Origin of the sequence: Streptomyces sp. NPDC002054 (genome assembly GCF_040296685.1) — a bacterium.
Lineage (GTDB): Bacteria > Actinomycetota > Actinomycetes > Streptomycetales > Streptomycetaceae > Streptomyces.
Genome location: NZ_JBEOXT010000008.1, coordinates 66,717 through 88,658 on the forward strand (window position 1 = coordinate 66,717; position 21,942 = coordinate 88,658).

General features: G+C 72.3%; 17 protein-coding genes. 13 read left to right on the plus strand and 4 right to left on the minus strand.

What is annotated here, in order from left to right; translation table 11 throughout:
- Window positions 1-107 precede the first annotated feature (107 nt).
- The 4 genes from ABT123_RS09570 to ABT123_RS09585 form a co-directional block, all read right to left on the minus strand.
- Window positions 108-2,498 carry a transglutaminaseTgpA domain-containing protein gene (locus ABT123_RS09570; protein WP_351311471.1) on the minus strand — a complete coding sequence of 797 codons (2,391 nt, stop codon included), beginning with the start codon at window positions 2,496-2,498 and terminating at the stop codon, window positions 108-110.
- Window positions 2,495-3,868, minus strand: coding sequence for a DUF58 domain-containing protein (locus ABT123_RS09575; protein WP_351311472.1), 1,374 nt, complete (start codon window positions 3,866-3,868; stop codon window positions 2,495-2,497). The genes ABT123_RS09570 and ABT123_RS09575 overlap by 4 nt, the downstream gene beginning before the upstream one ends.
- The gene (locus ABT123_RS09580) at window positions 3,868-4,965 is read right to left on the minus strand and encodes an AAA family ATPase (protein ID WP_351311474.1); all 1,098 of its coding nucleotides are present in this window, start codon (window positions 4,963-4,965) and stop codon (window positions 3,868-3,870) included. The genes ABT123_RS09575 and ABT123_RS09580 overlap by 1 nt, the downstream gene beginning before the upstream one ends.
- A 120-nt stretch (window positions 4,966-5,085) precedes the next feature.
- Entirely contained in the window at window positions 5,086-5,646 is a 561-nt protein-coding gene (locus ABT123_RS09585) for a beta-class carbonic anhydrase (protein WP_351311475.1), read from the minus strand.
- Window positions 5,647-5,988: 342 nt separating this feature from the next.
- On the opposite strand from ABT123_RS09585, the gene rsmH reads away from it, so the two are divergent.
- From rsmH to ABT123_RS09650, 13 genes are all read left to right on the plus strand, one after another.
- Window positions 5,989-6,948, plus strand: coding sequence for a 16S rRNA (cytosine(1402)-N(4))-methyltransferase RsmH (rsmH, locus tag ABT123_RS09590; RefSeq protein ID WP_351311477.1), 960 nt, complete (start codon window positions 5,989-5,991; stop codon window positions 6,946-6,948).
- A 40-nt stretch (window positions 6,949-6,988) separates the two neighbouring features.
- Window positions 6,989-7,612 carry a cell division protein FtsL gene (ftsL, locus tag ABT123_RS09595; RefSeq protein WP_351311479.1) on the plus strand — a complete coding sequence of 208 codons (624 nt, stop codon included), beginning with the start codon at window positions 6,989-6,991 and terminating at the stop codon, window positions 7,610-7,612.
- A 99-nt stretch (window positions 7,613-7,711) separates the two neighbouring features.
- Complete coding sequence (locus ABT123_RS09600; RefSeq protein ID WP_351311481.1) at window positions 7,712-9,685, plus strand: peptidoglycan D,D-transpeptidase FtsI family protein; 1,974 nt, start codon at window positions 7,712-7,714, stop codon at window positions 9,683-9,685.
- 37 nt (window positions 9,686-9,722) lie between these two features.
- Window positions 9,723-11,420 carry a UDP-N-acetylmuramoyl-L-alanyl-D-glutamate--2,6-diaminopimelate ligase gene (locus tag ABT123_RS09605; RefSeq protein WP_351311483.1) on the plus strand — a complete coding sequence of 566 codons (1,698 nt, stop codon included), beginning with the start codon at window positions 9,723-9,725 and terminating at the stop codon, window positions 11,418-11,420.
- Entirely contained in the window at window positions 11,421-12,845 is a 1,425-nt protein-coding gene (locus ABT123_RS09610) for a UDP-N-acetylmuramoyl-tripeptide--D-alanyl-D-alanine ligase (RefSeq protein WP_351311485.1), read from the plus strand.
- On the plus strand, window positions 12,842-13,912 hold the full coding sequence (mraY, locus tag ABT123_RS09615) for a phospho-N-acetylmuramoyl-pentapeptide-transferase (RefSeq protein ID WP_351311487.1): 1,071 nt from the start codon (window positions 12,842-12,844) through the stop codon (window positions 13,910-13,912). The genes ABT123_RS09610 and mraY overlap by 4 nt, the downstream gene beginning before the upstream one ends.
- Complete coding sequence (gene murD / locus ABT123_RS09620) at window positions 13,894-15,525, plus strand: UDP-N-acetylmuramoyl-L-alanine--D-glutamate ligase (RefSeq protein ID WP_351311488.1); 1,632 nt, start codon at window positions 13,894-13,896, stop codon at window positions 15,523-15,525. The genes mraY and murD overlap by 19 nt, the downstream gene beginning before the upstream one ends.
- Window positions 15,526-15,571: 46 nt before the next feature.
- Window positions 15,572-16,930, plus strand: coding sequence for a putative lipid II flippase FtsW (gene ftsW, locus ABT123_RS09625; RefSeq protein ID WP_351311490.1), 1,359 nt, complete (start codon window positions 15,572-15,574; stop codon window positions 16,928-16,930).
- A 6-nt stretch (window positions 16,931-16,936) separates the two neighbouring features.
- Window positions 16,937-18,031: an undecaprenyldiphospho-muramoylpentapeptide beta-N-acetylglucosaminyltransferase gene (murG, locus tag ABT123_RS09630; RefSeq protein ID WP_351311492.1), complete on the plus strand. Its 1,095-nt coding sequence runs from the start codon at window positions 16,937-16,939 to the stop codon at window positions 18,029-18,031.
- Between the two features lie 149 nt (window positions 18,032-18,180).
- Window positions 18,181-18,960 carry a cell division protein FtsQ/DivIB gene (locus ABT123_RS09635; protein WP_502970923.1) on the plus strand — a complete coding sequence of 260 codons (780 nt, stop codon included), beginning with the start codon at window positions 18,181-18,183 and terminating at the stop codon, window positions 18,958-18,960.
- A 287-nt stretch (window positions 18,961-19,247) separates the two neighbouring features.
- The gene (gene ftsZ, locus ABT123_RS09640) at window positions 19,248-20,462 is read left to right on the plus strand and encodes a cell division protein FtsZ (RefSeq protein ID WP_351311496.1); all 1,215 of its coding nucleotides are present in this window, start codon (window positions 19,248-19,250) and stop codon (window positions 20,460-20,462) included.
- On the plus strand, window positions 20,459-21,196 hold the full coding sequence (pgeF, locus tag ABT123_RS09645) for a peptidoglycan editing factor PgeF (protein ID WP_351311498.1): 738 nt from the start codon (window positions 20,459-20,461) through the stop codon (window positions 21,194-21,196). Before ftsZ ends, pgeF begins: the two co-directional genes overlap by 4 nt.
- A complete protein-coding gene (locus ABT123_RS09650) occupies window positions 21,196-21,915 on the plus strand; it encodes a YggS family pyridoxal phosphate-dependent enzyme (RefSeq protein ID WP_351311499.1) in 720 nt (239 codons plus the stop codon). The genes pgeF and ABT123_RS09650 overlap by 1 nt, the downstream gene beginning before the upstream one ends.
- The last annotated feature ends 27 nt before the right edge of the window (window positions 21,916-21,942 follow it).

The window sequence follows — 21,942 nt, forward strand, 5'->3', positions numbered from 1 at the left end:
GCAGCGGGGGCCCGCCCGGGGGACCGGGGTCGGACGACCCGGGTTCCGGGCAAAGACCGCGCAGCGGAGCCCCCGGCCGGGGGGTCGGGGGCTCCGCTGTGGGGGTGTCAGGTGCGCTTCGGGCGGGGGAGCTTCGACAGGGTGGTGGCCGTGCGGGCGGCCAGGGCCGTCCAGCGGGCCGTCAGGGCCCAGCCCAGCCGCGCCGCCGACCTGGGCAGGAGTAGTGCCCGGAGTCGGCGACCACGCCCGACGCCCGCCAGCAGGGCCGCCCGGGCCGAAAGCACATCCGCCGCCAAGCCCTCCGACCCAGCCGCCGCGCCGGGCGGCGCGTACAGCACCCGCTCCACCGCTCCCGCCAGCCGGTGCACGGCCTCCGCCGCCGCCGGCTCCAGCGAGCCCAGCTCCACCATCCGCGCCGCGGCCCGCCGCGGCGACAGGGCATCGTCCGGGGTGATGCCCACGTCCCAGGCCGCATCGCCGAGCTCCCGCCACGCCTCCAGCGGCTCACCGGTGCCCAGCCGCCGGGCCCGTACCCGGCCACGCCACAGCAGCGGCAGCAACGGAACCGCCGCCACCAGCAGACCCAGCCCCACGAAGCCCAGGACCGTCCCCCACGGGAAGTCCTCGCCCTCCGGGCCGGCGCCCGGGGCCGCCGCGGTGTCGCAGTCGCCCAGCCGCTTCCGCTCCGGCGGGCAGGTGTCCGCCGAGCCCGACGGGACCGGCGCCGGCGCGGCCGAGCTCTGCGAGGGCAGCGGGGCCGGGGCCGAAGGCTGGGTGGCCGGGGTCTCCGGCCGCGTGTAGTCCGGGGCGGTGCCCCGGGTCGGCGTGGGCTCGAACCGGGTCCAGCCCACCCCCTCGAAGTACAGCTCGGGCCAGGCGTGCGCGTCCTTCATGGTGACCTGCATGCTGCCGTCCGACAGCGAGCTGCCCGGGGTGAACCCGACCGCGACCCGCGCCGGGATCCCCAGCGAGCGGGCCATCGCCGCCATGGAGAAGGAGAAGTGGACGCAGAAGCCCTCCTTGTCCCGCAGGAAGCGGACGATGGCCTGCGAACCCGAACCGGAGGAGGTCTTCGTGTTGTACGTGAACCCGCCGTTCTCCTTGACCGCGAACCAGTTCTGCAGCTTCAGGGCCTTCGCGTAGTCGTCCTTCGCACCCCGGGTCACCGAACGGGCCGTATCCGCCACCACCATCGGCAGGTCCGCCGGCAGCCGGGTGAACTCCTCCACGAACGCGGCCGGCGGCTTGGGCGCGGAGGACAGCTGCTGGGCGGAAGGCCGCAGCGCCAGGCTGCTCACCGTGTACTGCGCGCCCTGCACCGTCTGCTTCTTGCCCTTGCCGAGGTCGTCGCCGATCACGGTCCGGCCCACCTGCTCGAACCGCCAGCGCCCGTCCTTGATCTCCACCTGGGTCGCCGGGTACGGCATCGGCAGGTAGCGCTGTACGTAGTCCTCGGCGGCCGAGACGCTCGTGCGGACCTCGGTCCCGGCCAGCCGGACCTGGTCGCTCAGCCCCGGCACCCGCGGCAGCCGGTCCGGGACCTCGGTGAGGCTGCGCCCGGAGGACTTCCACTCGACGCCGTCGAACTCGTCCAGCGACACGATCCGCAAGTACTGGTCGGGCTGCTTGTTGTCCGTGCGGTACCGCAGCACCACCCGGTCGTCCTGCGCGGTCAGGCTGCTCTGCAGCGCGACCAGCGGGTTCACCGCCGAGATCGTCCCGCCGCCGGGACCGCTGCCGCCGCCTTCACTGCCGGGGCCCACCAACCCGCCGTCGGGCGTGGGCAGCACGTACGCCGCGCCCAGCGCGATCAGCACGGCCACCGCGCCGATCCGCCGGCCGGTGCGCACCGGCGCCAGCGGCTGCCCGCCGGACGACCCGGAGCCGCCCGGGCCGCGGGCGCCGCCGCCGAAGACCCGGCCCCACTGGGCCAGCCGGTCCCGGCTCTCCGCGAGCAGGAGCAGCAGGTAGCCGGAGCCGGCCAGGACGAACAGCAGCCAGGCGTTGTCGCCGGACAGCCCCGCCGCCACCGAGTACAGGGCGAGCAGGGGCAGTCCGGCCGCCGCGGCGGTCCGGAAGGTCACCGCCAGCAGGTCGACCAGCAGCCCGATCAGCAGCACCCCGGAGACCAGCAGCAGCCGGATCCCGTCCGTCTGCGGTGCCGGTATGGCGTACTCGCCGACGTCCGCCAGACCCTCCTGGTACAGGGTCCCGAGGCCGGTGAACAGCTGGGCGCCCGCCCCGCCGGCCTCGGCGGCCCGGCCCTCGCCGGCAAACAGCAGCACCAGCAGCACCAGCGACACCAGCAGCTGCGCGGCCACGGTCAGGGACCGGGCCAGCGGCACCCGCCGGCACAGCGCGCCGACCCCGCTCTGCACCGCCAGCAGCCAGCAGGCCTGGAGCAGCCAGGTCTGCGAGTCCACCAGCGGCGCCAGCGACACCGCCGTCAGCAGCGTCGCCAGCAGGGCGAACAGCGTCAGTCTCGTCCGGCCGCTCATGACCAGCCCCCCGCACCCGAAGTTCCCGTGCCCAGAGGCATCTCACCGGCGGCCGGGGCGCCCGCCCCGGCCTGCCGCCACAGCTCGCCGAAGGCGGCCCCGGGCGGGACGGCCAGGGCCGTCCAGCCCGCCTCGCGCAGCCGGTGCACCCGCTTCGCGGCCGGATCGGGCGCGCCCGCCGGGGCGGTCCGGCCGGTCCAGGCCGCGGAGTCCAGTACGAAGGCCACCGCGCCGCCGGTGCGCTGCCGCATCCGCGCCGCCAGATCGGCCTGGGCGTCGTCCAGGTCGCCGAAGAAGGCGACCAGCAGGCCCTCGTTGCCGCTGCGGGCGGCATCGTAGGCGCGGGACAGCCCGGTGTTGTCGGAGTGCCCGACCACGGCCAGGGTGTCCATCATCAGCCCGGCGGCCTCCGCGGACTCCGCCCCGCCGCCCGCCGAGAACCCGCCGCCGCCCTCGCCGGGCGCCGCGTCCCCGGTGTCCGTCAGCAGGCGTACGGAGAAGCCGCGTTCGAGCAGGTGCAGCAGGGCGGAGGCGGCCCCGGAGACGGCCCATTCGAAGGCCGAGTCCGGTCCGGCGCCCTGGAACGCCACCTGCCGGGTGTCCAGCAGCACGGTGGCCCTGGCCCGCTGCGGCTGCTCCTCGCGGCGCACCATCAGCTCGCCGTAGCGCGCGGTGGAGCGCCAGTGCACCCGGCGCAGGTCGTCGCCGTACCGGTAGCCGCGCGGGATCACATCGTCGTCGCCGGCCAGGGCCAGCGACCGCTGGTTGCCCTCGCCGTAGCCGTTGGCCTCGCCGGTCAGCCGGACCGGCGGCAGCGGCTCGGTACGCGGAATCACGGTGAGGGTGTCGTAGGTGCTGAACGACCGGGTCAGCTCGACCAGCCCGAACGGGTCGGCCAGCCGCAGCTGGAGCGGGCCCAGCGGATAGCGTCCGCGCAGGTCGGAGCGGACCCGGTAGGACACCTCGCGGCGCCCGCCGGGCTCGACCCGGTCCAGGACGAACCGCGGCCGGGGCCCCAGCACGTACGGCACCCGGTCCTGGAGCATCAGCAGACCGGTGGGCAGCCGGGACACGTTGTCCATGCGCAGCTGCACCCGGGCCTCGGAGCCGGCCGGCACCCGCACCGGGGTCAGCCGGCGGCTGCCGGAGACCCGGTACCGGGTGCGGTGCAGGGCGTACACGCAGAGCAGCGGCAGCACGGTGATCAGCAGACCGACCTGGAGCAGGGCGGTCTGGCCGAGCACGAAGGCGCAGACGGCCGCGGCGAGGCCCGCGGCCAGGAAGGACCGGCCGCGGGTGGTGAGCCCGGACAGCGCGCTGCGCAGCCCGCCGCTCTCGCCACCGGCACCGCCAGGGGCACCGGTGGCCATCAGTAGCCCCGGACGCCCGGCTGCGCCGGCCCGGCCTGCGGGTGCAGGGGGTGCGGCTGGCCGGCGTGCGGCTGACCGGAGTGCAGGGGCGCGGCCTGCGGGGGCGCGGACTGCGGGTGTCCGGCCTGCGGGTGCGCGGCGGGCACCGGGGTCCGCTGCAGGATGTCGGCGACGACCTGCTCGGCCGTCCGCCGGTTCAGCTGGGCCTGCGCGGTGGGCAGCAGCCGGTGCGCGAGCACCGGGGCGGCCAGCGCCTGGACGTCATCGGGCAGGACGTAGTCCCGGCCGGACAGCGCGGCGGAGGCCTTCACGGCGCGCAGCAGGTGCAGGGTGGCCCGCGGGGAGGCGCCCAGCCGGAGGTCGGCGTGGGTGCGGGTGGCGGCGACCAGGTCGACGATGTACCGCCGGACGGGTTCGGCGACGTACACCTCGCGGACGGCCTCGATCAGCTTGATGATGTCGTGGGCGTGGGCCACGGCCTGGAGGTCGTCCAGCGGGGACAGCCCGCCGTGCACGTCGAGCATCTGCAGTTCGGCGGCCGGGCTGGGGTAGCCGACGGAGACCCGGGCCATGAAGCGGTCGCGCTGGGCCTCGGGGAGGGGGTAGGTGCCCTCCATCTCCACCGGGTTCTGGGTGGCGACCACCATGAACGGCGAGGGCAGCTCGTAGGTCTGCCCGTCGGTGGTGACCTGGCGCTCCTCCATCGACTCCAGCAGCGCGGACTGGGTCTTCGGCGAGGCGCGGTTGATCTCGTCGCCGATCACGATCTGGGCGAAGATCGCGCCGGGCTTGAACTCGAACTCCCGGCGCTGCTGGTCGTAGATGCTGACGCCGGTGATGTCGGAGGGCAGCAGGTCCGGAGTGAACTGGATGCGCTGCACCGAGCAGTCGATGGACTTGGCCAGGGTCTTGGCCAGCATGGTCTTGCCGACCCCGGGCACGTCCTCGATCAGCAGGTGGCCCTCGGCGAGCAGCACGGTCAGGGCGATCCGTACGACCTCGGGCTTCCCCTCGATCACGCTCTCCACCGACCTGCGCACCCGTTCCGCGGTGCTGGTCAGATCCGCGAGGCTGGCACGGTCGTCGTAGGTCGTCACCTGGTTCTCCACCCCAAACACCCAAAAACGATCAAAAATGGGGACGCCTGACCCCGGACGAAGAAACCGCCGGGGTGGCGTTCCTCCCGCATTCTTGACGCCGTGACCGCCCCGTGTCACTCAAGAGGCGGGGTCGATCTCCCGCAGCAGGCCGGTGTGGACGTCGAAGACGAAGCCTCGCACATCGTCCTTGTGCGGCAGGAAGGGGTTGGTGCGGACCCGCTGCATGGACTGGCGGACGTCCTGGTCGACGTCCCGGAAGGACTCCACGGCCCAGGCGGGGCGCTGGCCGACCTCGAGCTCCAGCTCGTGCCGGAAGTCCTCGGTGAGGCGCTCCAGGCCGCAGCCGGTGTGGTGGATGAGTATGACGCTGCGGGTGCCCAGGGCGCGCTGGCTGATGGTGAGCGACCGGATGGTGTCGTCGGTGACCACTCCGCCCGCGTTGCGGATGGTGTGGCAGTCGCCGAGCTCCAGGCCGAGGGCGGCGTGCAGGTCGAGCCGGGCGTCCATGCAGGCCACCACGGCCACCCCGAGGACGGGGCGGGCGTCCATGCCGGGGTCGGTGAAGCGGGCGGCGTAGGCGCGGTTCGCCGCGACCAGGCGGTCCGTGACGGTGTTCCCGAGACCGTGGGAACCGGGCTCGAGTGCGGAGTCGGCAGGCAGGTGTGCGGAAGTCGTCATGTCTAAGACGGTAGTCGTCACTGCTGGTGAAGGCCTTGTGTGAGGGCGGACAAAGAACGTCAACGAACCTTTGTGTGAGCTAATCCACAGGGGTGGGGAGGAGGCCGCCGGACGGGTGATTCGCGGCTTTTGCGGATTCGGTGGAGGCGGGCCACACCGGTCACGGGCCGGTTCGTTGACCGCGGCGACCGTTGGACTAAAGTGACGCGAAACCGGCCGGGGGCCCGGCCGCACCTCGCCGACACGGTCTCGGGCCCGGACGGACCCCAGCCGACAAAGACCCGCGTGCGCGGTGCGTACGCCTACGCATACGACTGCCGCGCCGTTATCTGAGAGGGCGCCTTGACCAGCGAATCCCGACATGTCCCGGTGATGCTCCAGCGGTGCCTGGACCTGTTGGCCCCGGCGCTGGAGGCCCCCGGGGCGGTCGTCGTCGACTGCACCCTCGGCCTCGGCGGCCACAGCGAAGCCCTGCTCCGGCAGTTCCCGGAGGTCCGGCTGATCGCGCTGGACCGCGACAAGGAGGCCCTGCGGCTCTCCGGCGAGCGGCTCGCCCCGTACGGCGACCGGGCGACCCTGGTGCACGCCGTGTACGACGAGCTCCCCGAGGTGCTGGACCGGCTCGGCATCCCGGCCGTCCAGGGCGTCCTCTTCGACCTGGGCGTCTCCTCCATGCAGCTGGACGAGGCCGACCGCGGGTTCGCGTACGCCCAGGACGCACCGCTGGACATGCGCATGGACCAGAGCACCGGGATGAGCGCGGCGGAGGTGCTCAACACCTACCCGGCGGGCGAGCTGGTCCGCATCCTGCGCGCCTACGGCGAGGAGAAGCAGGCCAAGCGGATCGTGTCCGCGATCGTCCGGGAGCGGGACAAGGAGCCCTTCACCAACAGCGCCCGCCTGGTCGAGCTCATCCGCGACGCCCTTCCGCAGGCGGCCAAGCGGACCGGCGGCAACCCGGCCAAGCGCACCTTCCAGGCGCTGCGGATCGAGGTCAACGGCGAGCTGTCGGTCCTGGAGCGGGCCATTCCGGCCGCGGTGGACCGGATCGCGGTCGGCGGCCGGATCGCCGTCCTGTCCTACCACTCGCTGGAGGACCGCCTGGTCAAGACGGTCTTCGCGGCGGGTGCCGCCTCCACCGCGCCGCCCGGCCTGCCGGTGGTGCCGGAGAAGTACCAGCCCAAGCTGAAGCTGCTGACCCGCGGCGCGGAACTCCCCACGGAGGAGGAGGTCGCCGAGAACCGCCGGGCCGCCCCCGCCCGGCTGCGGGGGGTCCAACGCATCCGCGAGGCCAGACTGTGAGTCGGGCGCCGCGGCGCGCGGCCGTCGACCGGGAGGAAGCGTGAGCAAGGTGGCCACTGCGACGCGGATGCGGGTCGCGCGGCTGGGCGGGCGGCGCCCGCGCGGGCCCCGGCCCGCCGGCTCGGGGCCCGGGCAGGCCGCCCGTACCCCCTTCGTCCTGCTGGTCGTCGTGCTGCTCGGCGGCGGGCTGATCAGCCTGCTGCTGCTGAACTCGGCGCTCAACCAGGGCTCCTTCCAGCTGAGCCGGCTGAAGAAGGAGACCACCGCGCTCACCGACGAGCAGCAGGCCCTCCAGCGCGATGTGGACGCCCACTCGGCGCCCGACGCGCTGGAGCGCCGGGCCCGCGAACTCGGCATGGTCCCCGGTGGCAGCCCGGTCTTCCTCGGCCCGGACGGCAAGACCACCGGTACCGCCACCGCCGCCGAGACCCCGCCGCCGCCCGCGTCGCCGACCTCCGCCTCGCAGGCGCCGGCCGCCCAGGGCGCCTCCCTCCCGGCGGCCCCCGACCCGGCCGCCCCCGCCCCGAGCGCCTCCGACCCGGCCGCCTCCGGCCCCACGTACCCCGCCGGGCCCGCGAACCCCACCCCGGACGCCGGCACCCCGCCCTCCGCAGCCCCGCCGAACCCGGTACCCCCGCAGTCCACCCCGACCCCCGGACGGTGACGACGTGACCCACCCGGCGCCAGCCCCGGCCCGCCCCGCCGGGCCGCTCCCCGCACCGCACCTTCCCGCCCTGCACCGCCCCGCCCCGGCAGTGGCCGGATGAGCCCGCAGGAGCCGCCGCGGCGGCGGGTGCCCGGCCCGACGCGGCCCCGGCGACCGCAGGGCGGCGCCCGGCCCGCCGCCCGGCCCGCGAGCCGGCCCGCCACCCGGCGGCCCACCGCCCTCCGCACCCCGCACACCATCCGGCTCGGCAGCCCCCGGCCCCGGCTGCGCCTGGTCGGCATCGGGCTGACCCTGGTCATGCTCGCCTTCGTGGTCCGGCTGCTCCAGGTCCAGGCCGTGGACGCCTCCACCTTCTCGGCCGTCGCCTCGAAGAACAGGTACACCAGCTACACCCTGGCCGCCGAGCGCGGCGACATCACCGACCGCAAGGGCGTCGCCCTCGCCACCAGCGTGGACGCGTACGACATCACCGCCGACCCGTCCATGTTCACGGCCAAGGAGAGCAAGGCCCCGGACGCCCCGGAACAGGCCGCCGCCCTCCTCGCGCCGATCCTGAACAAGGACGCCAAGGAACTGGCGGACCGGCTCCGGACCAAGAGCACCCGCTACGTGCTGCTCGCCCGCCGCCAGACCCCCCAGGTCTGGAACCAGATCAAGGACCTCAAACGGGTCTTCGCCGACAAGGCCACCGCCGACAAGAAGAACAACGGGCCCGGCGCCAACGTCCTCGCCGGGATCTTCAGCGAGGAGAGCAGCAAGCGGGTCTACCCCAACGGCAGCCTGGCCGCCGGGATACTGGGCTACGTCAATGCCGAGGGCGACGGCGGCGGCGGCCTGGAGTCCTCCCTCGACGGCAAACTGGCCGGCCAGGACGGCGAGGTCACCTACGCCCAGTCCGGCGGTCGCCAAATCCCCACGGCCGGCTCCAGCGAGAAGCCCGCCGTTCCCGGCCAGGACATCGAACTGACCATCGACCGCGACATCCAGTGGGCCGCCCAGAACGCCATCGCCGAACAGGTCGAGAAGTCCCAGGCCGACCGCGGCTACGTGATCGTCCAGGACACCCGCACCGGCGAGGTCCTGGCCATGGCCAACGCCCCCGGCTTCGACCCGAACGACCTCACCAAGGCCAAGTCCACGGCCATGGGGAACGCCGCCCTCCAGGACGTCTACGAGCCCGGCTCCACCGCCAAGGTGATGTCCATGGCCGCCGTCCTGGAGGAGAAGAAGGCCACCCCCGGCACCCATGTGACCGTCCCCAACCGGCTGCACCGCGGCGACCGGCTGTTCAAGGACGACATCGACCACCCGACCTGGTACCTGACCCTCAACGGGGTCCTCGCCAAGTCCAGCAACATCGGCACCATCCTGGCCACCGGCCAGCTCGGCCGCACCCAGCCCGAGGCCAACAAGGTCCTCCACTCCTACCTGACCAAATTCGGCCTCGGCCGGCCCACCGGCCTCAACTACCCGGGCGAGTCCCGCGGCATCCTCGCCGCGCCCGAGGACTGGTCCACCTCCCAGCAGTTCACGATCCCCTTCGGCCAGGGCCTGTCCCTCAACGCCATGCAGGCCGCCTCCGTGTACTCCACCATCGCCAACGGCGGCGTCCGGATCGAACCCACGCTGGTCCGCGGGTTCAAGGGCCCCGACGGCCGGTTCACCCCCGCTCCCGCCCCCGAGAAGTCCCGGGTGGTCAGCGAGGACACCGCCAAGACCCTGGCGCAGATGCTCGAATCCGTGGTCGACGACCAGGAGGGCACCGGCACCAAGGCGAAGATCCCCGGCTACCGGGTCGGCGGCAAGACCGGCACCTCCAACCGAGTGGATCCGGCCACCGGCCGCTACAAGGGCTACACCGCCTCCTTCGCCGGCTTCGCCCCCGCCGACGACCCGCGGATCACCGTCTACTGCGCCATCCAGAACCCCACCAAGGGCAGCTACTTCGGCGGCCAGATCTGCGGACCCATCTACAAGAAAGTCATGGAGTTCGCCCTCAAGACCCTCCAGGTCGCCCCCACCGGAACCGCACCCGCCGGTCTGCCGGTCACCTTCCAGCCCGGCCAGTGACCCCAGCCGGCGTCCAGAAAAGCGCGAGGCACCATCAGTGACAACGATCACCCCGAATCCCGGGAACCAAAACGGGAACCGAAGCGGCCGGGGCCCCTCAATTCCCGACGGGCCCGCTGCGCCCGGTACGCTCACCGCCGTGCCCCACGCTGATCAGCCCAGAACCGCCCAGAAGCCCCCGGCAGCGCCGCCGGGAGCGCCCCGGCCCGCTGCCGTCCGCCCGAGCCCGCTCGGCGACCTGGCAGCCCTGCTGGGAACCGCCGCTCCGGAGATGCGGGCGCAGATCACCGGCATCACCCACGACTCGCGGGCGGTCCGCCCCGGTGATGTGTACGCGGCCCTGCCCGGCGCCCGCCTGCACGGCGCCGACTTCGCCGCCCAGGCCGCCGGCCTCGGTGCCGCCGCGATCCTGACCGACCCGGCCGGCGCCGACCGCGCCGCCGCCACCGGTCTGCCGCTGCTGGTCGTGGAGAACCCGCGCGGCCGGATGGGCGAGCTCGCCGCCGCCATCTACGGACACCCGGGCGAGGGCCTGCTCCAGATCGGCATCACCGGCACCTCCGGCAAGACCACCACCGCCTACCTCATCGAAGGCGGACTGCGCGGGGCCGGCCGTACCACCGGACTGGTCGGCACCGTCGAGATGCGGATCGGCGACGAGCGGATCAAGTCCGAGCGCACCACCCCCGAGGCCACCGACCTCCAGGCGCTCTTCGCCGTCATGCGGGAGCGCGGGGTCGAGGCCGTCGCCATGGAGGTATCCAGCCACGCCCTGGTGCTCGGCCGGGTCGACGGCTGCGTCTTCGACGTCGCCGTCTTCAACAACCTCAGCCCCGAGCACATGGAATTCCACACCGGCATGGAGGACTACTTCCAGGCCAAGGCACAGCTGTTCACACCGGCCCGGGCCCGCCTGGGCGTGGTGAACCTCGACGACGAGTACGGCCGCCGGCTGGCCAAGGAGTCGCCGATCCCGGTGGTCACCTTCTCCGCCGCCGGGGATCCGGCCGCCGACTGGCGGGCCGAGGACGTGGTCTTCGGCCACATGGGCTCCACCCTGACCCTGCTCGGCCCCGAGGGACAGCGGATCAGCGCCACCGCCCCGCTGCCCGGCCCGTTCAACGTGGCCAACACCGTCGCCGCCGTTGTCACCCTGGCCGCCGCCGGAGTGGACCCGCAGACCGCCGCCGACGGCATCGCCGCCGTCCCCGGCGTGCCCGGCCGGCTGGAGCGGGTCGACGCCGGACAGCCGTACCTCGCCGTCGTCGACTACGCGCACAAGACGGACGCCGTCGAATCGGTCCTGCGGGCCCTGCGCGAGGTCACCACCGGCAAGCTGCACATCGTCCTCGGCTGCGGCGGCGACCGCGACACCACCAAGCGCGCCCCGATGGGTGCCGCCGCCGCCCGGTTCGCCGACACTGCCGTGCTGACCTCGGACAACCCGCGCTCCGAGGACCCCCTGAAGATCCTCGCCGCGATGTTCGAAGGCGCCGTGTCCGTCCCGGCACAGGAGCGCGGCACCGTCCTGGTCGACGCCGACCGGGCCGCCGCCATTGCCGCGGCCGTCGCCCGCGCCGAGCCCGGGGACACAGTCCTGGTGGCCGGCAAGGGGCACGAGCAGGGGCAGGACACCGCGGGGGTGGTCCGGCCGTTCGACGACCGCGAGGTCCTCCGCAGCGCCATCGAGAAGCTCGAGAAGACCGAATCCGTTCGACAGGCCGAGGTGAACTAAGTGATCCCCCTCTCCCTCGCCGAGATCGCCGACATCACCGGCGGGCAGCTCCACGACATACCGGATCCGTCCGCCCTGGTGACCGGACCGGTCGTCTACGACTCCCGGGAGGTCGAGTCCGGCAGCCTGTTCGCCGCCTTCGTCGGCGAACGGGTCGACGGCCACGACTTCGCCGACCGGGCGATCGCCGCCGGCGCCACCGCCGTGCTGGCCACCCGCCCCGTCGGCGTTCCCGCGATCGTCGTCCCCGACGTCGTCGCCGCCCTCGGCGCCCTGGCCGGCGCGGTCGTCGCCCGGATCGGCACCGATGTGGTGGCCCTGACCGGTTCGGCCGGCAAGACCTCCACCAAGGACCTCATCGCCCAGGTCCTCCAGCACCACGCACCGACCGTGTGGACCCCGGGCAACCTCAACAACGAGATCGGCCTTCCGATCACGACGCTGCGGGCCACCGGGGAAACCCGGCACCTGGTCCTGGAGATGGGCGCCCGCGGGATCGGCCACATCGCCTACCTCACCCGCCTCACCCCGCCCCGGATCGGCCTGGTCCTGAACGTCGGCACCGCCCACATCGGCGAGTTCGGCGGTCGCGAGGCCATCGCCCAGGCCAAGGGCGAACTGGTCGAGGCCCTGCCGGCCGAGGCCGAGGGCGGCGTGGCCGTCCTCAACGCCGACGACCTGCTGGTCCGCGCCATGTCCGCGCGCACCAAGGCCCGTACGGTCCTCTTCGGAGAGGCCGAGGACGCCGACATCCGGGCCACCAATGTCCGGATGACCCCCCTGGGACAACCTTCCTTCACACTGCACACACCCTCCGGGTGCAGCGATGTGACCTTGCGGCTGTACGGTGAGCACCACGTGTCGAACGCGCTCGCCGCAGCCGCCGTCGCCCATGTGCTGGGCATGTCCACAACCGAGATCGCCACCGCGCTCTCCGGCGCGGGCACGCTCTCCCGCTGGCGTATGGAGGTCACCGAGCGGGCGGACGGCGTGACGGTCGTCAACGACGCCTACAACGCGAACCCCGAGTCCATGCGGGCCGCACTGCGCGCACTTGCCGCGATGGGCGGAGCCGCCCAGGAGCGCGGGGGGCGCACGTGGGCGGTGCTCGGCCCGATGGCCGAGCTCGGTGACGACTCGCTCGCCGAGCACGACGCGGTCGGACGACTCGTCGTCCGGCTCAACGTGAGCAAGCTCGTCGCAGTCGGGGGCAGGGAAGCGTCCTGGCTGCAACTGGGCGCATATAACGAGGGTTCGTGGGGTGAGGAGTCGGTGCTCGTGTCCGACGCGCAGGCGGCGGTCGACCTGTTGCGCAGTGAACTGCGCCCGGGAGACGTCGTGCTGGTGAAGGCATCCAGGTCCGCAGGTCTGGAGCGGGTCGCGCAGGCGCTGCTCGACAGCGATGGTGAGGTTGCCGCCCGATGAGGCAGATCCTGTTCGCGGGTGTCATCGGTATGTTCCTCACCGTCATCGGCACCCCGCTGCTGATCAAGCTGCTGGCCCGCAAGGGCTACGGCCAGTTCATCCGGGACGACGGCCCGCGCGGCCACGCCGGGAAGAAGGGCACGCCCACCATGGGCGGTATCTCCTTCATCCTGGCCACGCTCGTCGCGTACGCCCTGACGAAGGTCATCACCGGCAGTGAGCCGACCTTCTCGGGTCTGCTGGTGCTCTTCCTCATGGCCGGCATGGGCCTGGTCGGCTACCTGGACGACTACATCAAGATCGTCAAGCGCCGGTCGCTGGGTCTGCGGGCCAAGGCCAAGATGTCCGGCCAGCTGATCGTCGGCATCGCCTTCGCGGTGCTCGCACTCCAGTTCAAGGACTCGCGCGGGCTGGCCCCGGCCTCGACCAAGCTGTCCTTCGTCACCGACTTCGGCTGGTCGATCGGCCCGGTGCTGTTCGTCGTCTGGGCGCTGTTCATGATCCTGGCGATGTCCAACGGCGTGAACCTCACCGACGGTCTGGACGGCCTGGCCACCGGCGCCGCCGTGATGGTCTTCGGCGCGTACACCTTCATCGGCGTCTGGCAGTACCAGGAGGCCTGCGCCAACGCGGAGACCCTGACCAACCCGACCGCCTGCTTCGAGGTCCGCGACCCCCTCGACCTCGCCGTGGTCGCCTCCGCCTTGATGGGCGCCTGCTTCGGCTTCCTGTGGTGGAACACCTCGCCCGCCAAGATCTTCATGGGTGACACCGGCTCGCTGGCGCTCGGCGGTGCCCTCGCGGGCCTCGCCATCTGCTCCCGCACCGAGCTGCTGGTCGCCCTGCTCGGCGGCCTCTTCGTCCTCATCACCATGTCCGTGGTGATCCAGGTCGGCTCCTTCCGCCTCACCGGGAAGCGGGTCTTCCGGATGGCCCCGCTCCAGCACCACTTCGAACTCAAGGGGTGGTCCGAAGTCCTTGTGGTGGTCCGGTTCTGGATCATCCAGGGCATGTGCGTGATCGTGGGTCTGGGTCTCTTCTACGCGGGATGGGCAGCCGACAAGTGAGCAACGCGCAGCAGCACCCTGCCGTCGGGTCCGCCGCCGGAACCGCGGCCCTGGCCGCCGTCCTCGGCGCCGACGTGCTCGAGCGGTACGGGCTGCCGCGCCGCATCACCGTCGCCGGGCTCGGCGTGAGCGGCATCAGTGCCGCCAGCGCCCTGGCCGGGCTCGGCGCGAGCGTCACGGTCGTCGACAACGGCGACGGGGACGCCCACCGGGCGAAGGCTGCCGTGCTGGCCGAGCTGGGCATCGAGGCCCGGCTCGGGCACCTGCCCGACGGCGCCCGGGCCGGGGAGACCCTCCCCGAGGGCACCGAGCTGGTCGTCACCTCGCCCGGCTGGAGCCCGGACAGCCCGCTGTTCGCCGCGGCAGCCGCGGCCGGCGTCGACGTCGTGGGCGACGTCGAGATCGCCTGGCGCCTCCGCGACGCCGGCGTCGCGCTCCGCGCGGCCCGCGCTGCCGCGGAGCCGGGCCAGGCCGGGCCGACCGCAGCCGCCGGGGCACCGCAGGACCGGCCCGCACCGGCCGCCGCAGCGGAATGGCTGGCCATCACCGGCACCAACGGCAAGACCACCACCACCCAGATGCTGGCCTCGATGCTGCGCGCCGCCGGCCTGCGCACCGCGGCCGTCGGCAACATCGGCACCCCCATCATCGACGTGGTGCTCGGCGACCAGGAGTACGACGTACTCGCCGTGGAGCTCTCCAGCTACCAGCTGCACTGGGCCCCCAGCCTGCGCGCCCACTCCGCGGCCGTGCTCAACCTGGCCCCCGACCACCTCGACTGGCACGGCTCCATGGAGGCGTACGCCGCCGACAAGGGCCGGATCTACGAGGGCAACACGGTGGCCTGCGTCTACAACGCGGCCGATTCCTGGACCGAGAAGCTGGTCGAGGACGCGGACGTGGTCGAAGGCTGCCGTGCCATCGGCTTCACCCTCGGCGCCCCCGGGCCCTCCATGCTCGGTGTGGTCGACGGGATCCTCGTCGACCGCGCCTTCGTGCAGAACCGGCAGAAGAACGCCCAGGAGCTCGCCGAGGTCGCGGACGTCAACCCGCCCGCCCCGCACAACATCGCCAACGCCCTGGCCGCCGCCGCCCTGGCCCGCGCCTTCGGCGTGGAGCCGCGCGCGGTCCGCGACGGGCTGCGCGACTTCCGCCCGGACGCGCACCGGATCAGTCACGTGGCCGAGGTCGGCGGGGTCACGTACATCGACGACTCCAAGGCGACCAACACGCACGCCGCCGAGGCCTCGCTGGCCGCCTACGAGCCGATCGTCTGGATCGCCGGCGGCCTCGCCAAGGGCGCCACCTTCGACGAGCTGGTAAGGAAGTCGGCGAAGCGGCTGCGCGGCGTGGTGCTGATCGGCGCCGACCGGGCGCTGATCCGGGACGCGCTGGCGCGACACGCCCCCGATGTGCCGGTCGTCGACCTCGACCGGACCGACACTGAGGCGATGCTGGCAGCGGTCCGGGAAGCGGCCCACCTCGCCGAGCCGGGCGACACCGTCCTGCTGGCACCTGCCTGTGCGTCGATGGACATGTTCGCGAACTACAGCAGGCGCGGGGACGCGTTCGCCGACGCGGTGCGCGAACTGGCCGCGGGGCAGAGCGCCTAGGGTCTGTCCGACCGGCTGCTCGTACGAGTGGAGGGGAAGACGACAGATGCCGGCCAAGCAGATGCTGCCGGGGCGGCGGCCCACCGCCACCAGGGCACCGCTTCGTAAACGGCCCGCGGGGAGTGCCAAGAGGCCCGGGCCAGGGCCCTTGGCCGGGTTCCGGCGTACCTACCGTCAGCTGCGCCGGACCTGGGACCGGCCGCTCACTGCGTATTACCTGATTTTCGGCAGTGCGCTGCTCATTACCGTGCTCGGCCTGGTGATGGTCTACAGCGCCTCCATGATCAAGGCGCTCCAGCTCGGCCTGGCCCCGTCGTACTTCTTCCAGAAGCAGTTCCTCGCTGCCGCGATCGGCACCGGGCTGCTGCTGACCGCCTCCCGGATGCCGGTGAAACTGCACCGGGCGCTGGCCTATCCGGTACTGGCCGCAACCCTCTTCCTGATGGTCCTCGTCCAGATCCCCGGGATAGGGGTCTCCATCCAGGGCAACCAGAACTGGATCTCGCTCGGCGGCCCCTTCATGCTGCAGCCCAGCGAGTTCGGCAAGCTGGCGCTGATCCTGTGGGGCGCCGACCTGCTGGCCCGCAAGGGCGACAAGGGGCTGCTGAGCCAGTGGAAGCACCTGTTGGTCCCGCTGGTGCCGGTGGCCTTCCTGCTGCTCGGACTCATCATGCTGGGCGGGGACATGGGCACCGCGATGATCCTGTGCGCCATCCTGTTCGGCCTGCTGTGGCTGGCGGGCGCCCCGACCCGGCTGTTCGTCGGGGTGCTGTCGATCGCCGCGACCATCGGCGCGGTGCTCATCAAGACCGCCCCGCACCGGATGGAGCGACTCTCCTGCATCGGCGCGACCGACCTGGGGCCCAAAGGTGAATGCTGGCAGGCGGTCCACGGAATTTTCGCCCTCGCCTCCGGCGGATGGTTCGGTTCCGGCCTCGGCGCCAGTGTGGAAAAATGGGGAGAACTACCCGAAGCGCACAATGACTTCATCTTTGCCATCACCGGGGAGGAACTGGGACTGGCAGGGACGCTGTCGGTACTGGGTCTGTTCGCGGCTCTAGGCTATGCGGGTATCCGCGTGGCCGGACGCACGGAGGACAGCTTCGTGAGGTATGCCGCGGGAGGCGTGACCACCTGGATCACGGCCCAGGCCGTGATCAACATCGGTGCGGTGCTCGGTCTGCTGCCGATCGCCGGAGTCCCGCTCCCGCTGTTCTCCTACGGAGGGTCCGCCCTGCTGCCGACCATGTTCGCGGTCGGACTGCTCATCGCCTTCGCGCGTGAGGAGCCGGCCGCGCGCGCGGCGCTCGCAATGCGGCAGCCGAAGTCCGGCTGGAAGCGTTCCGGGCCGATTTGGAAGTCGATGAGACGGCGCGTCAAAAGGCGGCCGTCCGGAGAGCGGTGAATTTCGGTGCATGTCGTACTCGCCGGTGGGGGGACCGCCGGCCACATCGAGCCGGCGCTCGCCCTCGCGGACGCCCTGCGCAGGCAGGACCCGACCGTGGGCATCACGGCCCTCGGAACGGAACGCGGTCTGGAAACCCGTCTGGTGCCGGCGCGCGGCTACGAGCTGGGACTGATCCCCGCCGTTCCGCTGCCGCGCAAGCCCACCCCCGAGCTGATCACCGTCCCCGGACGGCTGCGCGGCACCATCAAGGCCGCGGAGGAGATCCTCACCCGCACCAAGGCCGACTGCGTGGTCGGCTTCGGCGGCTATGTGGCGCTGCCCGGCTACCTCGCTGCCAAGCGGCTGGGCGTGCCGATCATCGTCCACGAGGCCAATGCCCGGCCCGGCCTGGCCAACAAGATCGGCTCCCGGTACGCCCACGCCGTCGCCGTCTCCACGCCCGACAGCAAGCTCCGCAACGCCCGCTACGTCGGCATCCCGCTGCGCCGGACCATCGCCACCCTGGACCGGGCCGCCGTCCGCCCCGAGGCCCGCGCCGCGTTCGGCCTCGACCCCAACCTGCCCACCCTGCTGGTCTCCGGCGGCTCTCAGGGCGCGCGCCGGCTCAACGAGGTGATTCAGCAGGTCGCCCCGGTGCTGCAGCGCTCCGGGATCCAGATCCTGCACGTGGTCGGCCCGAAGAACGAACTGCCGCACGTGGACAACATGCCCGGTATGCCGCCGTACATCCCGGTACCGTACGTGGACCGGATGGATCTCGCGTACGCCGCCGCCGACATGATGCTGTGCCGCGCGGGGGCGATGACCGTCGCCGAACTCTCCGCCGTCGGGCTGCCCGCCGCGTATGTCCCGCTGCCGATCGGCAACGGCGAGCAGCGGCTCAACGCCCAGCCGGTGGTCAAGGCCGGCGGCGGTCTGCTGGTCGACGACGCCGAGCTGACTCCGCAGTGGGTGCAGAACAACGTCGTTCCGGTGCTCGGTGACCCGCACCGGCTGTACGAGATGTCCCGCGCCGCCGCCGAGTTCGGCCGCCGGGACGCCGACGAGCTGCTGGTCGGCATGGTGTACGAGGCGATCGCCGCCAACAGGAACCGCTGACGCAGGAGGCACCACACGTGGCCGGAGCGACGACCGCCGAGCGCGGGAACCCCGGGTCCGGGAAGAAGAGCGGCAGACCGCCCAAGTCCCGCAAACCCCCGAAATTCCCCTGGTTCTCGAGGTCGGCGAAGTCGTCGACGGCGTCGAAGGTGCCAAAGGCATCGAAGTCCTCGAAGCCCTCGAAGTCTTCGAAATCTTCGAAGGGGCAGGGCCCCGGCTGGAAGCGGTTCGGCCGGGGCCCGGTGGCGGCGGCGGTCGCCGCGGCCGTCCTGCTCGGGGCCGGCGGCGCCTGGGTGCTGTACGGCTCCCCATGGCTGCGGGTGGAGAAGGTCACCGCCACCGGCACCGAGGTGCTCACTCCCCGTCAGGTACTGGACGCCGCAGCGGTGCCGGTCGGATCCCCGCTGGCGACGGTGGACACCGAGGAGATTGCGCGCCGGCTGCGCGCCCGGCTGTCCCGGATCGAATCGGTCGATGTGGTGCGTTCCTGGCCGCACGGGATCGGACTGGAAGTGACGGAGCGCAAACCCGTCCTGCTCATCAAAAAGGACGCCAACTTCGTCGAAGTGGACGCTTCGGGTGTGCGATTCGACACGGTGCCGAACGCCCCCAAGGGCGTTCCGGTCCTGGAACTGGACGCCGGCCGGTCGCCGAGCCTGCGCCGCTTCGACGAGGAACGGCTGCTGCACGAGGCGGTGGGCATCGCCCGGGACCTGCCCGAGGCCGTGGCCAGGGAGACCCTGCGGGTCCGTATCGGCTCGTACGATTCCGTGGTGCTGGAGTTGAGCCGGGACCGAACGGTCATGTGGGGCAGTGCCGAACAGGGTGTGGCAAAAGCACGCGCGCTGACGGCTCTGCTGAAGGCCGCGCCCAAGGCCGGCCACTTTGACGTGAGTGCCCCCACGGCCCCTGCGGTGTCCGGGAGTTGACGTCGAGTCCAACATCGGAGCACCCTGGTTGGCCAGCGATACGGGTGATCACATAGGGTGAAAAGAAAAACGGGAGGTTCGGCGTGTTCGTTGAACACGTGCTACTTGTCGACTTAGTGTCCTGTTCGGAAGTCCAAGGGATCCAAGCAACAGCACACACTCCTAACCCTAAACTTCAGGGTTAGGGTTCGGGTCGGCGCGTTCGGACCGTCCCCATTTCGGCATCAGTCGTCGCACCGCAGGCCCGCGAGGCGGCGACACGTAACTCGAGGCGAGAGGCCTTCGACGTGGCAGCACCGCAGAACTACCTCGCAGTCATCAAGGTCATCGGTGTCGGCGGCGGTGGTGTCAATGCCATCAACCGAATGATCGAGGTCGGTCTCAAGGGCGTCGAGTTCATCGCCATCAACACGGACGCACAGGCGCTGTTGATGAGCGACGCCGACGTCAAGCTCGACGTCGGCCGGGAACTCACCCGGGGCCTCGGCGCCGGCGCCAACCCGGCAGTCGGTCGCAAGGCGGCAGAGGACCACCGTGAGGAGATCGAGGAGGTCCTCAAGGGGGCCGACATGGTCTTCGTCACCGCCGGTGAGGGCGGCGGCACCGGCACCGGCGGCGCGCCCGTCGTCGCCAACATCGCGCGCTCGCTCGGCGCCCTGACGATCGGTGTGGTCACCCGGCCGTTCACCTTCGAGGGCCGGCGCCGCGCGAACCAGGCGGAGGACGGCATCGCCGAGCTCCGTGAAGAGGTCGACACCCTCATCGTCATCCCCAACGACCGCCTGCTGTCCATCTCGGACCGCCAGGTGAGCGTCCTCGACGCCTTCAAGTCGGCCGACCAGGTCCTGCTGAGCGGTGTGCAGGGCATCACCGACCTCATCACCACCCCGGGCCTGATCAACCTGGACTTCGCCGACGTCAAGTCCGTGATGTCCGAAGCCGGATCGGCGCTCATGGGCATCGGCTCGGCCCGCGGCGACGACCGCGCCGTGGCCGCCGCCGAGATGGCGATCTCCTCGCCGCTGCTCGAGGCTTCCATCGACGGAGCGCGGGGCGTCCTGCTCTCCATCTCCGGTGGCTCGGACCTCGGCCTGTTCGAGATCAACGAGGCCGCCCAGCTGGTCAGCGAGGCCGCGCACCCCGAGGCGAACATCATCTTCGGTGCCGTCATCGACGACGCCCTCGGCGACGAGGTGAGGGTCACCGTGATCGCCGCGGGTTTTGACGGAGGGCAGCCTCCTGCCCGCCGGGACAACGTCATCGGTGCCGCTTCCACCAAGCGCGAGGAGCCCCCGGCCCCGGTCCGTGCGGCCGAGCCGGCCCGCCCGTCCTTCGGTGGACTCGGTACGGTCACCCCGCGCGAGGAGCCCCCGGCCCCGGTCGAGGCGGCTCCGGTGAACGAGGACCGGCAGTCCGCCGCCACCGCCCCGCCGGTTCCGTCGGCCCGCCCCTACCAGGACAGCCCGGCGGAGGAACTGGACGTTCCGGACTTCTTGAAGTGACGATAGGGCAGCACACCGAGAGCGGCGCCTACTTCGCCTTCACCGACCGGTGGGGCGGGGTGAGCGCCGTTCCGTACGAGGAGCTCAACCTCGGCGGGGCGGTCGGCGACGACCCGGCCGCCGTGTACGAGAACCGGGCGCGGGCCGCCCGCGAGCTGGGCCTGAACCCGGACCGGGTGGTCTGGATGAACCAGGTGCACGGCCGGGACGTCGCCGTGGTGGACGGGCCCTGGGGCCCGAAGGAGCAGATCCCCGCCGTGGATGCGGTGGTGACCGCCCGTCGGGGCCTGGCCCTGGCGGTGCTCACCGCCGACTGCGTGCCGGTGCTGCTGGCCGACCCGGTCGCCGGAGTCGTGGCCGCCGCGCACGCGGGCCGGCCCGGGCTGGTGGCCGGGGTCGTACCGGCCGCGGTCGAGGCGATGGTCGCGCTCGGCGCCGACCCGGCCCGGCTGGTCGCCCGTACCGGACCGGCCGTCTGCGGGCGCTGTTATGAGGTTCCGGCCGCCATGCGGGACGAGGTCGCCGCGGTGGTGCCGGCCGCCCGGGCCGAGACGAGCTGGGGAACCCCCGCCGTCGACGTGGTCGCCGGGGTGCACGCCCAGCTGGCAGAGCTGGGGGTGGTGGACGCCAGGCGTTCCCCGGTCTGCACACTGGAGTCGCGGGACCACTTCTCGTACCGCCGAGACCGGGTGACCGGCCGCCTTGCCGGATATGTCTTCCTGGAAGCAGATTGATGATGGACCGTAAGGCCGAGCTCGCCGCCAACCTCGCGCAGGTGGAGGACCGTATCGCGTCCGCCTGCGCGACGGCCGGGCGCAAGCGGGAGGAGGTGACCCTCATCGTGGTCACCAAGACCCACCCCGCGAGCGACGTACGACTGCTGGCGGAGCTGGGTGTCCGTCATGTGGCGGAAAATCGCGACCAGGACGCCGCGCCCAAGGCCGCCGCCTGCGCGGATCTGCCGCTCACCTGGCATTTCGTCGGCCAGTTGCAGACGAACAAAGTCCGTTCTGTGGCGGAATACGCAACTGTTGTGCAGTCCGTCGACCGGCCCCGGCTGGTCACCGCGCTCTCCGCGGCGGCGGTGAAGGCCGGCCGGGAGCTGGGCTGCCTGGTGCAGATCGCCCTCGACGCCGAGTCGGGGGAGCAGGGCGCCCGCGGCGGCGCAGCCCCCGACCTGCTCGGAGAGTTGGCGGACCTGGTCGCCGGCGCACCCGGACTGCGGCTCGACGGGCTGATGACGGTGGCCCCGCTGGCCGGCCCCTACGCGGGACGCGAACAGGCCGCTTTCGAGCGGCTGATGGAATTGTCAAGCGGCCTGCGCGCCGCCCATCCGGCTGCGACCATGGTGTCGGCCGGGATGAGCGCAGACCTGGAACAGGCCGTTGCGGCCGGAGCGACACATGTACGCGTCGGCACTGCGGTACTCGGCGCGAGACCCCGGCTCGGGTAACGTCGCGAAGAAAGTCGGACCACAGCA

What these genes read in the sequence shown, in the direction of transcription:
- ABT123_RS09650 (WP_351311499.1), top strand. Translation starts at nt 21,196, where the DNA reads ATGATGGACCGTAAGGCCGAGCTCGCCGCCAACCTCGCGCAGGTGGAG.
- murD (WP_351311488.1), top strand. Translation starts at nt 13,894, where the DNA reads ATGGGCAGCCGACAAGTGAGCAACGCGCAGCAGCACCCTGCCGTCGGG.
- ftsW (WP_351311490.1), top strand. Translation starts at nt 15,572, where the DNA reads ATGCCGGCCAAGCAGATGCTGCCGGGGCGGCGGCCCACCGCCACCAGG.
- ABT123_RS09600 (WP_351311481.1), top strand. Translation starts at nt 7,712, where the DNA reads ATGAGCCCGCAGGAGCCGCCGCGGCGGCGGGTGCCCGGCCCGACGCGG.
- mraY (WP_351311487.1), top strand. Translation starts at nt 12,842, where the DNA reads ATGAGGCAGATCCTGTTCGCGGGTGTCATCGGTATGTTCCTCACCGTC.
- ABT123_RS09575 (WP_351311472.1), bottom strand. Translation starts at nt 3,868, where the DNA reads ATGGCCACCGGTGCCCCTGGCGGTGCCGGTGGCGAGAGCGGCGGGCTG.
- ABT123_RS09585 (WP_351311475.1), bottom strand. Translation starts at nt 5,646, where the DNA reads ATGACGACTTCCGCACACCTGCCTGCCGACTCCGCACTCGAGCCCGGT.
- ABT123_RS09570 (WP_351311471.1), bottom strand. Translation starts at nt 2,498, where the DNA reads ATGAGCGGCCGGACGAGACTGACGCTGTTCGCCCTGCTGGCGACGCTG.